The organism is Stenotrophomonas sp. ZAC14A_NAIMI4_1 (assembly GCF_003086915.1).
In the GTDB taxonomy this organism is placed as follows: domain Bacteria; phylum Pseudomonadota; class Gammaproteobacteria; order Xanthomonadales; family Xanthomonadaceae; genus Stenotrophomonas.
On record NZ_CP026002.1, the window covers coordinates 2,405,011 to 2,419,411 of the forward strand.

The following is a 14,401-nucleotide window of genomic DNA, read 5'->3' on the forward strand; positions in this document are numbered from 1 at the left end:
GTTCGGGGTGCGGGTTTGGGGTGCGGTGTGGGGCGGTGGTTCATTCGCTCCAGCGACGGAACACCAGCGAGGTGTTGATGCCGCCGAAGGCGAAATTGTTGCTCATCACGTACTCGGCCTGCAGTTCGCGGCCCTGTCCGGTGATGAAATCGAGCTGGCCGCAACGCGGGTCGACCTCGCCCAGGTTGAGGGTCGGGGCGAACCAGCCGGCGCGCATCATCTCGATGCTCATCCAGGCTTCGAACGCGCCACAGGCGCCGAGCATGTGGCCGACGTAGCTCTTCAGCGAGCTGATCGGCATGCGGCTGCCGAAGACCTGGGCGGTGGCCTGGGTCTCGGCGATGTCGCCGTGGTCGGTGGCGGTACCGTGGGCATTGACGTAGTCGATCTGCGAGGGCTGCAGGCCGGCATCCTCCAGGGCCAGGCGCATGGCCTGGGCCATGGTGTCCGCGCTGGGCTGGGTGACGTGCTGGCCGTCGCTGTTGGTGCCGTAGCCGACGATCTCGGCGAGGATCGTCGCGCCGCGTGCCTGCGCGTGTTCCAGGTCTTCCAGGATCAGCGTGCAGGCGCCCTCGCCCAGCACCAGGCCATCGCGGCCGGCATCGAACGGGCGCGGCGTGGTCTGCGGCGCATCGTTGCGCGTGCTGGTGGCGAACAGGGTGTCGAACACCGCAGCGGCGGTGGCATCGAGCTGTTCGGCACCGCCGGCCACCATCACCGTCTGCTTGCCGCTGCGGATCGCTTCATAGCCGGCGCCCACGCCCTGGCTGCCCGAGGTGCAGGCGCTGGAGGTGGTGTAGACGCGCCCGGACAGGCCGAAGAACACGCCGATGTTGACCGGCGCGGTGTGGCTCATCATCTTCAGGTAGGTGGTGGCGCTGATGCCGTCGGTGGTGAATTCGTGCAGCATGCGGCCGAATTCGCCGGTGGCTTCATGGCTGCCCGAAGACGAGCCATAGGCCACGCCGGCACGGCCGCTGCGCAGCACCGGGTGCTCGAACAGGCCGGCCTCGCGCAGCGCGACTTCGGTGGCGCGAACCGACATGATGGCGACCTTGCCCATCGAACGGGTGGTCTTGCGGTTGTAGTTCGGCGGCAGGTCGTAGTCCTGCGCCGGCGCGGCCAGCTTGGTGTTCAGGCCGGCATAGACATCCCATTCGGGCATGCTGCGCACCGCATTGCGGCAGCTGCGCAGGTGCGCCTCGATGGTCGGCCAGTCATGGCCGAGCGGACTGATGGCGGCGGCACCGGTGACCACCACGCGACGATCGGCGGCCATCAGATCATGCCCCCGTTCACCGAGATCACCTGGCGGGTGATGTAGCCGGCCGGCTCGGACAGCAGGAAGGCGACGGTGGCGGCCACTTCCTCCGGGCGGCCGACGCGGCCGGCGGGGATCAGCTTCAGCGCATGGTCGACCACTTCTTCGTTGAGCATGTCGGTCTCGATCAGGCCGGGGGCCACGCAGTTGACGGTGATCTGGCGGCTGGCCAGTTCCAGCGCCAGCGCCTTGGTGGCACCGATGATGCCGGCCTTGGCGGCACTGTAGTTGACCTGGCCGCGGTTGCCGGCCACGCCGGACACCGAGGACAGGGTGACGATGCGGCCCGGCTTGCGCCGCCGCACCATCGGCATGATGAGCGGGTGCAGCACGTTGTAGAAGCCATCCAGGTTGGTGTGGATGACCTGGTCCCAATCGTCCTCGGACAGCGCCGGGAAGGCGCCATCGCGGGCGATGCCGGCATTGCAGACCACGCCGTAATAGGCGCCATGCGCGTCCACGTCCGCGTCCAGCGCCGCACGCGCGGCCGCCCGGTCAGCGACGTCGAAGGCCAGCACGCGGGCCTGCTGGCCCAGTGCCTGGATCTCGGCCGCCACAGCCTGTGCTTCGTCCACGCGGCTGCGGCAATGCACCACCACGTCGAAGCCGTCGCGCGCGATGCGCAGCGCGATGGCCCGGCCGATGCCCCGGCTGGCGCCGGTCACCAGCACGCTTCGATTCCCTGTCATGCCTGTCCACTCTCCAGATATGCCATCGAGTCGGCCGGTTCGAACACCGACACGTTGGCGACCGCCCATTCTTCATCGCCTGCCAGGATCCGGCAGGCGAACATCCCTAGCCCATTGTCGCCCAACAGCTCGCAGCGCGCGTGTACGCGCAGCCGGCTGCCGCTGGGGAAGCTGCTGCGCGGGCTGGTATAGCGCCGGCTGCCGAGCAGGAAGCCCAGCTGCGGCGGGTTGCCGGCCACGCGCGCGCGGCAGCCGGCCCACGCCGCGATGGCCTGCGCCATGTACTCGATGCCGACCCAGGCCGGTACGCCGCCGTCCTCGATGAACAGCCCCGCGGCGGGCACCACCAGTTCCGCTTCGATGCTGTCCTGGTCCCAGCGCACGATGCGCTCGAGCAGGCACATGTCCTGGCGGTGCGGCACCACGTCTTCGATTGCGAACAGGGGCAGGCTCATGCGGCCACCCCCTGCAGCGCCAGCACGGCATTGCTGCCGCCGAAGGCGAAGGAATTGCTCAGCACCCGCTGCGGTGCCCGCGCCAGGCGGGTGCCGGGGGCGACCAGCGGCAGCGGCGGCAGCGCCGGGTCCGCGCTGCCGTCCCACCAGTGCGGCGGCAGCCGGTGGCCCGGGTTTTCAGCCAGCAGGATCCAGCACACGGCGGCCTCGATGGCCCCCGAGGCGCCGAGCGTATGGCCGGTCAGCGGCTTGGTCGAACTGGCCGGCACCGTGGTGCCCAGTACCTGGGCCACGGCCACGCTCTCCATCGCATCGTTGTGGCCGGTGGCGGTGCCGTGCAGGTTCACGTAATCCACGTCCTGCGCGTCCCAGCCGGCACGCTGCAGCGCCTGCTGCAGGGCGTCTATCGCACCCAGGCCCTTCGGGTCGGGCGCGGACATGTGGTGGGCGTCGGCCGATTCGCCCCAGCCGGCCAGCTGCACCGGACCGGCATCGCGGGTCAGCAGGAACAGGGCAGCACCTTCACCGATGTTGATGCCGCAGCGGTGCTGCGAGAACGGATTGCAGCGCAGCGCCGACACCGACTCCAGCGCGCTGAAACCGGCCACGGTGAAGCGGCACAGCGAATCGGCGCCACCGGCGATGACCGCATCGACGATGCCGGCACGCAGCATGCGCGCGGCCGACATCAGCGCCTTGGCACTGGAGGAACAGGCGGTGGACAGGGTCCAGGCCGGGCCCAGCGCACCGCTGCGCTGGCGCACGAACTGCGCGGCCGTGCCCATTTCCTGCTGCGCGTAATCGAAACCCGGCGGCCACTCGCCCGTTTCGGCGCGGGTACGCAGGGCCTGCTCGGATTCACCGATGCCCGACGTGCTGGTGCCCAGCACCACCGCCACGCGCGATGCGCCATAACGGGCGATGGCGGCCTGCACCGACGGCGCGATCTGCGCCAGGGCCGCGTCCAGCAGCGCATTGTTGCGGCCACGCAGGGCCACCGGCAGGTCGTCCAGCGCCGGCAGCGGCATGCGCACTTCGCCCAGCGCCAGGGTCTGGCCCGGCAGCAGGGTGTCGTTGTCGCTGAGCCCGCCCGGTGCATCGGCGAACAACGCCGACGCCACGGCCGCACGGCCCTCGCCCAGCGCACAGACCACGCCCAGGTCGTTCAGGTAGATCGGTGCGGTCATTTATCCTGCCCGGCCATGTCGATCGATTCGATGCGCAGGGCATAGCCTTCGGCGCGGTTGTCCAGCTGCACGCTGCCATCGTCCAGGCGCTGCAGCTGCAGCCATACCTGGCCGTCGCGCGAGAGGCTGCGCTGCTGGCCATCGTCGGCCACCTGCCAGCCCGCCGGCAGCGCGGCGGCAATCGCGGCGGTCGGCCACAGCGCGAACTGCAGGTCGTCCAGCACGCGCTCGGCACGCACCTGCGGCGGCAGCCAGGGCGCACGCTGCTGGGTCAGCTGCTTGCCGTCCCACTGCAGGCGCACGCCGGTCTGGCCCATCGCCTGCACGGCCAGCTGCACCTGCTGTGCGTCCGCTTCCAGCAGCGCATCCAGGTCACGTTCGTGGCTGCCGAAGCGGAAATGCAGTTGCTGCTGCAGCGCCAGCGGCGCCGGCAGGCTGGCCGGCGACAGGCGCAGCGGCGGCAGTTCAACCTGCGGGCGCGGCATGCGGCTGGCACAGGCGGCCAGCAGCAGGCACAGCAGCACCGCGCTGAAGCGGATGATCAGGCGCTGCACAGTTCCTCCAGCACGCGCATGCGGCGGCCGCTGGGGTCGGCCACGTAGGGATTGTTGGTGTCCCAGGCGTAACCGGCCAGGATGGAGCAGATCATGTCGCGGATTTCCGGCTGCTGGTCGGGGTGGTAGATGATCTTCTGGAAGCCGCCTTCGTACCAGCTTTCCACGAAGCGGCGGAAGGTCTTCACGCCGGCGCGCAGCGGAATCGAGAACTCGTTTTCCCAGTCGACGCTTTCACCGGCGTAGCGGCGCTTCAGGCATTCGCTGGCCAGCTGCGCGGACTTGAAGGCGATGGTCACGCCGGAGGAGAACACCGGGTCGAGGAACTCGCCGGCATTGCCCAGCAGCGCATAGCCCGGGCCCCACAGCGAGCTGACGTTGGCCGAGTAGCCGGTGATGCGGCGCACCGGCAGCACCGCCCATTCGGCGTTGGCCAGCAGGCCGGTCAGGTTCGGGTCCTCGCCGACGATGGCCTGCAGCTTCTGCAGGTCGTCGCCCTCGTAGCGTTCGAAGAACGACGGTTCGGCGACCACGCCCAGCGAGCAGCAGCCGTTGGAGAACGGGATGGTCCAGTACCAGACGTCGATGTGCTCGGGGTGGGTGGTGATGAGGATCTTGTTGCGATCGAAATCCGCTTCGGCCGGAATGTTGTCGCGCACGTGGCAGAAGATCGCACCGCGCACCGGGAAGTTGGACGGCGATTCCAGGTTCAGCAGGCGCGGCAGCAGGCGCGCGAAACCGGAGGCATCCAGAATGAAGTCGGCTTCGATGCGGTACTCGCTGCCGTCGGGACGGCGCACGTTCACCGCCGGGTGCTCGCCGGCTTCCACCGCCAGCACTTCGTCGCCGAAACGCAGGGTGGTGCCCATGCGCTCGGCACCGCGCGCCAGCACGTTGTCGAAGTCGGCGCGCTGCACCTGGTAGGTGGTGCCCCAGCCCGGCGAGAACTTCCTGCGGAAGTCGAACGCGGTACGCGCCTCGCCATGCACGAAGGCCGCGCCGTTCTTGTGCTGGAAGCCCGCTTCCACCACGTCCTGCAGCAGGCCGGCGGCCTCGATGTACTCCATGCTCTGCGGCAGCAGGCTCTCGCCGATCGAGAAGCGCGGGAACTGCTGGCGCTCCAGCATCAGCACCTGGCGGCCCTGCTGGCGCAGCATGGCCGCGGCGACCGAACCGGCCGGGCCCGCGCCGATGATCAGGATTTCAGTACGTTCGACATCGGTCGGATCTGCAGGAACATCCACGGCAGTAGTCATCGGTGCGTCCTTGTTGCTCGATCAGGTGGAAAGGAAGGGTGTGCGGTGAAGCGTGGTCAGGCCGGCGGCAGGTCGTGCGGCGGCGGGCGGAACAGCGGCGAGATCAGCCAGACCAGGCCGATGCCGAACAACAGGGTGAGGCCGAACGCACGCAGCGCCGGGGTCTGTGACAGGCCCAGCAGGCCGAACGACAGCCAGGTGCTGGCCGCACCCACGCACACCGCCAGCCACGCGCTGGCATCGCCGCGGTGCTCGATCAGGAAGATGCCGTAGTCGATGCCCATGCCCAGCAGCAGCATCAGCGCCAGCACGTTGAACAGCTGCAGCGGCTGGCCGAACAGGCCCAGCAGGCCGAGGGTGAGTGCACCGGCGATGAGGGTGGGGGCGAACACGCGCCAGGCCTGGCGGCGGTAGCGCAGCCACAGCGCGCCGAACACCAGCGCGATGCCGACCAGCAGCAGCCCGCCCATCAGCTTGCGGTAGTGGCCCAGCAGCGTGGAGAAGTCGGCCGTGCGGTCGACCCAGCGCACGCCGGGCAGGCCCTCGGCCGCGCCCTGCAGGGTGGCCAGCGCATCGGCGCGCGACAGGTCATCGACCATCACCACGCTGACCATCTGCCCGCCCACCGCACCCACCCACAGGTGGCGGAACGGCTGCGAGGCCGGCGAGGCCAGGAAGGCCTCGGCGGTCAGCGGCGAAGCGGCGAAGGCCGGCCGCGGCAGCGGCTCGCCCACGGCTTCGGACACCGCCGACAACACGCCCGGTTCCACCTGTGCGGTCAGCGCGGCATCGGCCTGCTGGCGCGCCGGCGATGGCAGCCAGTCACTGATCGCGCGGTAGCCGCCGATGCGCTTGTCGCTGGCCAGTGCGCGCAGGCGCCCGGTCAGCGCTTCTTCGCGCTCCAGCAGCTGCGCCGCGTCGGCGCCCTGCACCAGGTAGAACTGTGCCGGGCTGGGCATGCCCAGCAGCTGGCTCAGGCGGATCTGCTCGGCCATCAGTGCCGGCGGCGAGGACTGCAGGCTGCGCAGGTCGTCGTTGCTCTGCAGGCGCACGATGCCGATGGCCGACAGCGCAAGCGCGGCCACGATGAACACCGTGACCGGGCGCGTGCCATGCAGGCGCGGGAAGCGCTCCAGGGTGTTGCCCAGCCACTGCGAGAAGCGGGTCCGGCGGATCTCGCCACCGTCCAGCCACGGGAACCAGAAGATCACCGTGAGGAAGGCGCCGGCCAGGCCGACCACCGAGAACAGCGCCATCTGCCGCAGGCCGGGGAACGGGGCAAGGCCCAGTGCCAGGTAGGCCAGCGCGCTGGTCACCAGCGCCAGCCACAGGCCAGGCAGCAGGTGCTTGAGCAGCTTCCAGCGGCGGTCGGCCGGCTCGGCCTGGCGCGAGGCGAACCAGTGGATGCCGTAATCCTCGGCCACGCCCACCAGCGACGCGCCGAACACCAGGGTCAGCACGTGCACCTTGCCGAACACCAGCACGGTCACCGCCAGCGCCACGCCGCAGCCGATCAGCAGCGAGGCGGCCACCAGCAGGATCGGCCGCAGCGAACGGAAGGCCAGCCAGACCAGCAGCAGCACGGCGGCCAGCGAGCCCCAGCCGATCGTGTTGATTTCCTGGTTGGCCTGCACCGCGGCCGCTTCGGCATGCAGCGGCACGCCGGCATGCAGGATCTCCAGATCCGCTGCGGCGGCCTTGGCGGCCAGGCCGGCGCGCTCGAGCAGGCCGTCGATATGGCGCTCGCCATCAAGCTGGAAGGCCGAGCCGGGCGTATCGAACTGCAGCGCGGCCCAGTGCTTGCCCTCGGCTTCGAGCAGGCCATCATCGCCCAGGCGCAGGCCGGAGCCCTGTGCCTGCTGCTGCCACCATTGCGGCCACAGCGACAGCGGGTCCTGCCGCCAGTCGGTCAGCCGCGGTGCGCCCATCGGGCCGTACAGCGCGCCCAGCGCCTGTTCGGCCAGCGCACCCGGTTCGGCCTGCTGCAGCTGTTCGCGCTGCGCCGGGGTCAACAGGCGATCGCGATACGGCGCGTAGAACGCGCGCGCTTCATCGAACCAGCCTTCGATCGAACCACTGGGCACCAGCAGGCCGCTGTCGGCATCGCTGGCCATCGCCTTGGCGAAGGCGGCCTGCGCGCGCTTGGCGGCGGCGCCATCGGCACTGCCCAGCAGCACCACCACCTGCCGCGAGCTGCCATCGGCGATGCGCCGGGTGACATCACTCAGCAGGCGGTCGTGCGCATCCTGCGGCAGCAGGGCCAGGATGTCGGTGTCGATCCGCGATTCCTGGCTCCACAGGCGCCATTGCTGCGCGCCCAGCACCAGCAGCACCAGCAACCAGGCGATGCCCAGCCAGTGCCACCAGCGGCGCAGGCGCTCCGAGCCCTTGCCCGCAGCCACGTCAGGCACCTCAGTCAAAGCGGCGCGCCTCGTCGGCGGACAGGCTGGCAGCCGCTTCGCTCAGCGCGCTGAACTGGATCTGCGTGCGGTCCTTGTTGGCCTCCACGATCTCCACCTGGCGCACGTAGCGGTCGCCCTGCAGGGTCAGCGATTCGAAGGCCTTGGCCAGCATCGCCGACTTCGGCGTCAACTTCAGCCGCCACCCCTGCCCCTCGCGGCTGGCCTGCACGTTGAACTGGCTGGACAGTGCCTGCACGTCACCGCTCATCAGCGCGAACATGATCGCGTTGACCGAGCGCATTGCCGGCTGCTGCCGCGCGTCCAGTTCGACGCGGGTGCTGCCATCACGCTGGCGGCTGAGGATGCGGTCGGCGGTGACCACCACCTCGGAGGGGAACGGCTTGAGCGTGGTCCAGATGACGCCGTGCTGGCGCGCGACCACGAACTGGCCCTGCGAACGCAGCGGGTTCTTGAAGCCGCTGACCTGCTTTTCCTGGGTGAACTGGCCACGCAGCACGTCCGGGCGCGCCACCGCCTGGGTGATCGCATCGACGTTGGCATCTGCGGCCTGCACCAGCGGCGCGGCGGACAGCAGCAGCGCGCACAGCAGCACGCGCGGGAGGCGGGTAAAGGGATTCACGGGGCAGGCACTCCAAGACGCTGCCACAGCACCGGCGGGCACTGGTACAGCATTTCCTTGCTGGTCGCGTCCACCGCAACCTGGATGGTCATCGCACGGGTCAGCACCTGGCCGCTTTCCGCATCGAGGATCTCGTACTCGATCTTCAGCCGGTTCTCCCATTCGACGATGCGCGACACCACGCGCAGGGCCTGGTTGAACAGCAGCGGCCGCACGTACTTCACCCGCGCATCGACCACCGGCCACAGGTAGCCCGATTCGAGCATCTGCGGGTAGTCGTAGTCGTAGCGGCTGAGCAGCGCGCAGCGTGCGATCTCGAAGTACTTGAAGTAGTTGCCATGCCAGACCACGTTCATCGGATCGCAGTCATGGAAAGCCGGGGACAGCGAAATCTCGCCGACCAGTTCGATTGCCTCATTCACCGACATACAGCTCCCAGCGTTGCGCGCGGATCTCCACCAGCAGTTCCCGCAGTTCGCGATCCAGCGCGCGGTCTTCTTCGACCAGGGCGATGCGCTGCCCCAGGTCTGCGTACATGTCGGCCAGACTGCCATGCAGCTGCGCGTTCAGGCCAACCCGCTCGCGCAGGGCCAGGCCCTGGCGTGCGGCGATCAGCATCGCGGCCACCACCTGTTCAGTCAGTTCGATCACGCGCAGGCAGTCGCGCGCGGCGATGGTGCCCATGCTGACCTTGTCCTGGTTGTGGCATTCGGTCGAACGCGAGAACACGCTGGCCGGCATGGTCTGCTTCAGCGCTTCGGCGGTCCATGCCGAGACGCTGATCTGCAGCGCCTTCAGGCCATGGTTGATGGCCGCGCGCGGGCCGGTGGCCGCCGACAGGTTGGCCGGCAGGCCGTGGTTGTAGCGGGCATCGACCACCAGCGCCAGCTGCCGGTCGAGCAGGTCGGCGACGTTGGCCACGGTGTTTTTCAGCGTGTCCATCGCCAGCGCGATGTGGCCGCCGTAGAAGTGGCCGCCGTGCAGGATGCGCTCGCCGTCGGCATCGATCAGCGGGTTGTCGTTGGCGCTGTTCAGCTCGGTTTCGATCAGCTGGCGCAGGAACGGCAGGCTGTCTTCCAGCACGCCGATGACGTGCGGCGCGCAGCGCAGCGAGTAACGATCCTGCAGGCGCTGTTCGTTGCGCGGCGGGCGTTCGCTGTGCAGGTCGCTGCGCAGGCGCGCGGCGATGCGGCCCTGGCCCGGGTGCGGCTTGGCGGCGAACAGGGTTTCGTCGAAGTGGTGCGCGTTGCCATCGCTGGACAGCACGTTGAACGCGGTCAGGCGGGTGGCCATGCGCGCCAGGTAGTCGGCGCGCTGCCAGGCCAGGCAGGCCAGGCCGGTCATCACCGCCGTACCGTTCATGATCGCCAGGCCTTCCTTCGGCCGCAGCTTCAGCGGGACCATGCCGATCTTCGCCAGCACCGGGCCGGCCGGCTGCACCTGGCCTTCGAACAGCACCTCGCGCTCGCCACACAGCACGGCGGCGACGTAGGACAGCGGGGTGAGGTCACCACTGGCACCGACCGAGCCTTCGGCCGGGATCAACGGCAGCACGTCGTGCTGCAGCAGGGTGGCCAGGCCTTCCAGCAGCGGCACGCTGACGCCGGACATGCCGCGCACCAGCGAGGCCAGGCGCGCGGCCAGCACCGCGCGGGTTTCGGCCGGGTCCAGGTAACGGCCCAGGCCGCAGCCATGGTAGGTGTACAGGTGGTGCGGCAGTTCGGCCACCAGCGCCGGCGGAATGTTCACCGTGCACGAATCGCCGTAGCCGGTGGTCACGCCATAGATCACCCCGTCCTCGCGCAGCAGGCGGTCGAGGAAATCGGCGCCGCGCTGGATATGCGCGCGGAAGGCCGGCGCCTCGCTCAGGGCGGCATCGCACTGGCGCTGGGCCAGGGCAACCACGTCTTCGATGGTCAGCGGTGCATCGCCGAAACGGCACACGGGTACGGCGTCAATCGTCATGAGGAGCCTGATCCCAGAAGGGGAAGAAATTGAACCAGTCCAGCGGGGACTGGATGACCTGGAGTTCCAGCCAGCGCGCGAAGCGCTGCGCCTGTTCGGCCAGTGCGGCATCACGCGACCCGCGCGGCAGCACCACGCGGTCGGCAAAGTGTTCGAAGGCCACGCGATAGCCATCGCCTTCGTGCAGGCAGGACATCGTGTAGACCGGGCACGCCAGCGCGGAAGCCAGCACATAGGCACCGATCGGGAACGGTGCACGGTGGCCGAGGAAATCGGCCATCACGCTGCGCCCGCCCTGCACCGGCACGCGGTCGCCGACGATGGCCACGAAGCCACCGGAGGCCACTTTTTCGGCCAGCATCACTGCCGTGGCCGGGCCCATTTCGGTCACCTGCACCAGCTCCACCGCAGCCAGCGGGTCCAGCCGCTGCAGCAGGCGGTTGAAGCGCTGCGCATGCGCGGTGTGCACCAGCACGGTGATGCGGAAGCCCGGCACCTGCTCGGCCAGCACCTGGCACAGCTCGAGGCAGCCGATGTGCGCGGTGAGGATCAGCCCGCCTTCGCGGCGCGCGATCTTGTCCAGCACCAGGTCGCGCTGCAGGTGGATGCGCTCGGGCGGGTAGCGGCCGCCGAGCCCGAGGATCTTGTCCAGCATCGTGTCGGCGAAGCTGAAGAAGTGGCGCAGGCTGTCGCGCCAGCCCGGCGCATGGCCGAGCGCGCCGGTGTGCGCCTGCAGCCGCTGCAGGTACTGCAGCGAGGCGCGGCGGCCCACCCGGTTGCCCAGCCAGTGGCACAGCACCACCGGCCACACGCACAGGCGGAACGGCCAGCGCCCGAACCAGCGGTGCACCCAGCACAGGAACAGCACGCCGGCCACGGACGTGGATTCACCGATGTCGGCCCAGTGTGGTGCGTCGTGCGCGCGGCTCATCTCAGCCCTGCCCCTGCAGGCGGCGCCACAGCAGGCGCGGGGCGCGCGGCAGCATGCCGAAGAACAGCCGGGTGTGCATGCGGCTGATGCGCACGTTGTCACGCCACACGTCGAAGTGCGAAACGCCGTCGGCCGGATAGGTCACGCGGGTGGACAGGTGCCCCACCGGTACCTGCCGCCAATACAGGCGCACCATCACTTCAGTATCGAAATCCATGCGCCGGCCAATGGTTTCCTCGCCCATCAGGCGCAGCACCGGTGCCAGCGGGTAGACCCGGAAGCCGCACATCGTGTCGCGCAGATGCAGCGACAGCGTGTTGATCCACACCCAGATGTGGGTGGCGTAGCGGCCGTACAGCCGGGCCTTGGGCACACTGGCGTCGTAGGCGGGAATGCCGCAGATGACCGCGTCCGGCCGCGCCTGCGCGGCGGCGATGAAACGCGGCAGGTCGCCGGTGTCATGCTGGCCGTCGGCATCGATCTGCAGCACGTGGCTGTAGCCGCGGCGCGCGGCCTCGGCAAAACCGGCCAGCATCGCCCCACCCTTGCCTTGGTTCACGTCCAGCCGCAGAAGGTCGACCCCATCGCGTTGTGCCAGCGCCTGCAGCACCTCGGCGCACGATGCACGCGAGCCATCGTCGACCAGCAGGCACGGCAGGCCGGCGGCCTGCACGCCGTCGACCACGGCGCCGATGGCATGCTCGTGGTCGTACACGGGAATGACCACCAGCGGCGCGAAGGCGCCACCGGCCACCACAGCGTCAGTGCGCATCGGTCAGGACCACCTTGCCGCTGGCGTGCGTGCCATGCAGGGAGGTGTAGCGGAACATCAGTACGCCACGTCCGGCGTCCCAGTCCAGCTGCAGGGTCAGTTCGTCGCCGGGGCGGGCCACGTGCTGGAACTTCACGGCCTCCATCCGCACGAAGCCGCGCGGAAGGTCGAAGGCCTGGCGTGCGAAACGCACCGCCCAGTCCAGCTGGGCCACGCCGGGCAGGATCGCTGCCTGCGGGAAGTGGCCCTGGAAGGCGCGCAGCGATCCATCCAGCGCCACCCGCAGGGTCGCCGACGTGGCCGCGCGGTGGTCCCACTGCGGCACCGGCATCAGCGGCTGGAACAGCGCGGCCAGCGCGGCCTGGGTGACCTTGCCCTGCGCATTGATCGGCAGCGCTTCGACCAGCCGCCAGCGACGCGGACGGGTGACCGCGTCGTGGCCCTGCGCCAGGCGCGCGCCAAGGCGCAGGCCGAAGGCACGGCGCGCGGCATCGCCGGCCGCCACCAGCGCTGGATCCGCCGGCACCACCACCGCGGCCAGCTGCTCGCGCTGGCCGGACAGCACCAGCACGCGCACGTCCTCTACTTCCGGGTCGTCACGCAGCGCGCGTTCCAGCGCATCCAGCGAGACCCGGCGTTCTTCGATCTTGACGATGCGGTCGGCGCGGCCAAGCAGGCGGAAGCGGCCATCGGCCAGCGCTTCAACGCGGTCCTGGGTGCGCCACCAGTCGGCGCTGTCCAGGTGCGCCGACGCCACCGCCAGGCAACCCTCCTCGATGCGCCACTGCACGCCCGGCAGCGGCTGCCACGGCGGCATGTCGGTGTCCCAGCGGCGCCAGGCGATGCCGCCGGTCTCGCTGCTGCCGTACACCTCGGTGGGCGCCACGCCCAGCCACTGCCGCACCTGCCGCGCCGCCTCTTCCGGCAGCGGGCCGCCGGAGGAAAAGACCGCACGCAGGCGGCCGTGCAGGCTGGCCCAGTCCAGTTGTTCGGGCAGGCGCTTGAGGTGCGCCGGGGTTGCCACCAGCACGCTGTCGGCGGCGGCCAGGGTGCCGACCAGGTCTTCGTGGAAGAAACGCCGCGGCTGGATCTGGCGGCCTGCGGCCAACGGCCACAGCACGCGGAACAGCAGGCCATAGATGTGCTGGTGGGACACCGTGCCGTGCACCTGCACGCCGTCGAGCTGGGCGCCGAAGGCGGCCTGCAGCGCATCGACTTCGCGTGCCAGCTGGTCCATGCGCTTGCTGATCGCGCTGGGCTGGCCGGTGCTGCCGGAGGTGAACACGCACAGTTCGCAGGCACGTTCGTCCAGCGCCTGCAGCGCGCGGTCGGACGCCACGGCGGCGGGCAGCAACGGGCGGTAGTCGGCCGACACATCACCAGCTAAGCCACTGACCTGCGGCTGCAGCGCCTGCAGCGTGGCCGGCAGGTTGTCGGCGGCCAGGAACACGCGCTTGCCGGCATGCCAGGCGCCAAACAGGGCCGCGGCAAAGGCGATGGCATCGTCGAAATACAGCGCCCAGTCGCGGCCTTCGGCAGCGGCGAACGCATCGCGCCAGGCCAGCGCGCGCAGGCGCAGTGCGCTGTGGTCCAGGGCGACACCTTCACAGATACCGATGTCGCGGCCAGGCCGCGCGGTGACCAGCAACCGGTCCAGGGCGATCCAGTCAGCCATGGGCATGGGCCGCCTTCACCCGACGCCGCACCAGCCACTCGCCTGCGAACAACACTCCCATCATCACGTACGCCAACAATCCGTTGTAGAGCATCCAGACCCGGTCCGACGCGTACAGCGCGGTGAACAGGGCCAGGCCACCGTTGAGAACAAAAAAGCCGCACCACACCTGGGTGACGCGACGGGTATAGGCCACCGCGAAGGCGGGCAGGTCCGGCTCCTGCAGGCGCGCCAGGCGCTCCACCAGCGGCGGGCCGAAGCGCAGGCTGGTGGCGAACACCGACAGCATCACCACGTTCACCAGCGCCGGGTACAGCTTCAGCGGCAAGGCCTGGTTGAGCACGGTGGCCAGGCCGGCCAGCAGGCCGGCACCGGCCGCAGCGGCCCACCACAGCGGCTGCCGGGTGCTCAGCGCACGCAGCAGGGCCAGGCCGAACAGCAGCAGCGACATCCAGCGCGGCTCGAAGCGGCCCATGGCCACGTAGACCAGCACCGGATAGGCGAGCGAAAGCGCTGCCACCACGACCATGCGTGCCCGTGCCATGGTCGCGGTG

The 14,401-nt window shown here is 69.8% G+C and carries 14 protein-coding genes; all 14 read right to left on the reverse strand.

Annotated features, from left to right (window positions below):
- Positions 1-40: 40 nt before the first annotated feature.
- Genes C1926_RS10950 through C1926_RS11015 form a run of 14 tightly spaced genes read right to left on the reverse strand, consistent with a single transcriptional unit; the run spans position 41 to position 14,391 of the window.
- Positions 41-1,279, reverse strand: coding sequence for a beta-ketoacyl-ACP synthase (locus tag C1926_RS10950; protein WP_079224215.1), 1,239 nt, complete (start codon positions 1,277-1,279; stop codon positions 41-43).
- Positions 1,279-2,010 (reverse strand): 3-ketoacyl-ACP reductase FabG2, encoded by a 732-nt coding sequence (locus C1926_RS10955; RefSeq protein ID WP_079224216.1) that lies wholly within the window; start codon positions 2,008-2,010, stop codon positions 1,279-1,281. The genes C1926_RS10950 and C1926_RS10955 overlap by 1 nt, the downstream gene beginning before the upstream one ends.
- Positions 2,007-2,465 carry a hotdog family protein gene (locus C1926_RS10960; protein ID WP_079224217.1) on the reverse strand — a complete coding sequence of 153 codons (459 nt, stop codon included), beginning with the start codon at positions 2,463-2,465 and terminating at the stop codon, positions 2,007-2,009. Before C1926_RS10960 ends, C1926_RS10955 begins: the two co-directional genes overlap by 4 nt.
- Positions 2,462-3,652: a beta-ketoacyl-[acyl-carrier-protein] synthase family protein gene (locus tag C1926_RS10965; protein ID WP_108759208.1), complete on the reverse strand. Its 1,191-nt coding sequence runs from the start codon at positions 3,650-3,652 to the stop codon at positions 2,462-2,464. Before C1926_RS10965 ends, C1926_RS10960 begins: the two co-directional genes overlap by 4 nt.
- A complete protein-coding gene (locus C1926_RS10970; RefSeq protein ID WP_108759209.1) occupies positions 3,649-4,206 on the reverse strand; it encodes a DUF3261 domain-containing protein in 558 nt (185 codons plus the stop codon). Before C1926_RS10970 ends, C1926_RS10965 begins: the two co-directional genes overlap by 4 nt.
- Positions 4,194-5,462: an NAD(P)/FAD-dependent oxidoreductase gene (locus tag C1926_RS10975; RefSeq protein WP_108759210.1), complete on the reverse strand. Its 1,269-nt coding sequence runs from the start codon at positions 5,460-5,462 to the stop codon at positions 4,194-4,196. The genes C1926_RS10970 and C1926_RS10975 overlap by 13 nt, the downstream gene beginning before the upstream one ends.
- Before the next feature lie 56 nt (positions 5,463-5,518).
- A complete protein-coding gene (locus C1926_RS10980; protein WP_108759211.1) occupies positions 5,519-7,873 on the reverse strand; it encodes a hypothetical protein in 2,355 nt (784 codons plus the stop codon).
- A gap of 1 nt (position 7,874) precedes the next feature.
- Positions 7,875-8,504, reverse strand: coding sequence for an outer membrane lipoprotein carrier protein LolA (locus C1926_RS10985; RefSeq protein ID WP_108759212.1), 630 nt, complete (start codon positions 8,502-8,504; stop codon positions 7,875-7,877).
- Positions 8,501-8,932, reverse strand: coding sequence for an acyl-CoA thioesterase (locus C1926_RS10990; RefSeq protein WP_079224223.1), 432 nt, complete (start codon positions 8,930-8,932; stop codon positions 8,501-8,503). Before C1926_RS10990 ends, C1926_RS10985 begins: the two co-directional genes overlap by 4 nt.
- Positions 8,919-10,469: an aromatic amino acid ammonia-lyase gene (locus C1926_RS10995; protein WP_079224225.1), complete on the reverse strand. Its 1,551-nt coding sequence runs from the start codon at positions 10,467-10,469 to the stop codon at positions 8,919-8,921. The genes C1926_RS10990 and C1926_RS10995 overlap by 14 nt, the downstream gene beginning before the upstream one ends.
- Positions 10,459-11,400, reverse strand: coding sequence for an acyltransferase (locus tag C1926_RS11000; protein ID WP_079224227.1), 942 nt, complete (start codon positions 11,398-11,400; stop codon positions 10,459-10,461). The genes C1926_RS10995 and C1926_RS11000 overlap by 11 nt, the downstream gene beginning before the upstream one ends.
- Before the next feature lies 1 nt (position 11,401).
- Positions 11,402-12,172: a glycosyltransferase family 2 protein gene (locus tag C1926_RS11005; RefSeq protein ID WP_108759213.1), complete on the reverse strand. Its 771-nt coding sequence runs from the start codon at positions 12,170-12,172 to the stop codon at positions 11,402-11,404.
- Positions 12,162-13,847 (reverse strand): AMP-binding protein, encoded by a 1,686-nt coding sequence (locus tag C1926_RS11010; protein WP_108759214.1) that lies wholly within the window; start codon positions 13,845-13,847, stop codon positions 12,162-12,164. Before C1926_RS11010 ends, C1926_RS11005 begins: the two co-directional genes overlap by 11 nt.
- Positions 13,840-14,391, reverse strand: coding sequence for a hypothetical protein (locus C1926_RS11015; protein ID WP_108759215.1), 552 nt, complete (start codon positions 14,389-14,391; stop codon positions 13,840-13,842). The genes C1926_RS11010 and C1926_RS11015 overlap by 8 nt, the downstream gene beginning before the upstream one ends.
- Between the last annotated feature and the right edge of the window lie 10 nt (positions 14,392-14,401).

Bases quoted from the DNA above. Each gene is read 5' to 3' on its own strand.
- C1926_RS10950 (WP_079224215.1), bottom strand. From the start codon at position 1,279: ATGGCCGCCGATCGTCGCGTGGTGGTCACCGGTGCCGCCGCCATCAGT.
- C1926_RS10955 (WP_079224216.1), bottom strand. From the start codon at position 2,010: ATGACAGGGAATCGAAGCGTGCTGGTGACCGGCGCCAGCCGGGGCATC.
- C1926_RS10960 (WP_079224217.1), bottom strand. From the start codon at position 2,465: ATGAGCCTGCCCCTGTTCGCAATCGAAGACGTGGTGCCGCACCGCCAG.
- C1926_RS10965 (WP_108759208.1), bottom strand. From the start codon at position 3,652: ATGACCGCACCGATCTACCTGAACGACCTGGGCGTGGTCTGTGCGCTG.
- C1926_RS10975 (WP_108759210.1), bottom strand. From the start codon at position 5,462: ATGACTACTGCCGTGGATGTTCCTGCAGATCCGACCGATGTCGAACGT.
- C1926_RS10990 (WP_079224223.1), bottom strand. From the start codon at position 8,932: ATGTCGGTGAATGAGGCAATCGAACTGGTCGGCGAGATTTCGCTGTCC.
- C1926_RS10995 (WP_079224225.1), bottom strand. From the start codon at position 10,469: ATGACGATTGACGCCGTACCCGTGTGCCGTTTCGGCGATGCACCGCTG.
- C1926_RS11000 (WP_079224227.1), bottom strand. From the start codon at position 11,400: ATGAGCCGCGCGCACGACGCACCACACTGGGCCGACATCGGTGAATCC.
- C1926_RS11005 (WP_108759213.1), bottom strand. From the start codon at position 12,172: ATGCGCACTGACGCTGTGGTGGCCGGTGGCGCCTTCGCGCCGCTGGTG.
- C1926_RS11010 (WP_108759214.1), bottom strand. From the start codon at position 13,847: ATGGCTGACTGGATCGCCCTGGACCGGTTGCTGGTCACCGCGCGGCCT.
- C1926_RS11015 (WP_108759215.1), bottom strand. From the start codon at position 14,391: ATGGCACGGGCACGCATGGTCGTGGTGGCAGCGCTTTCGCTCGCCTAT.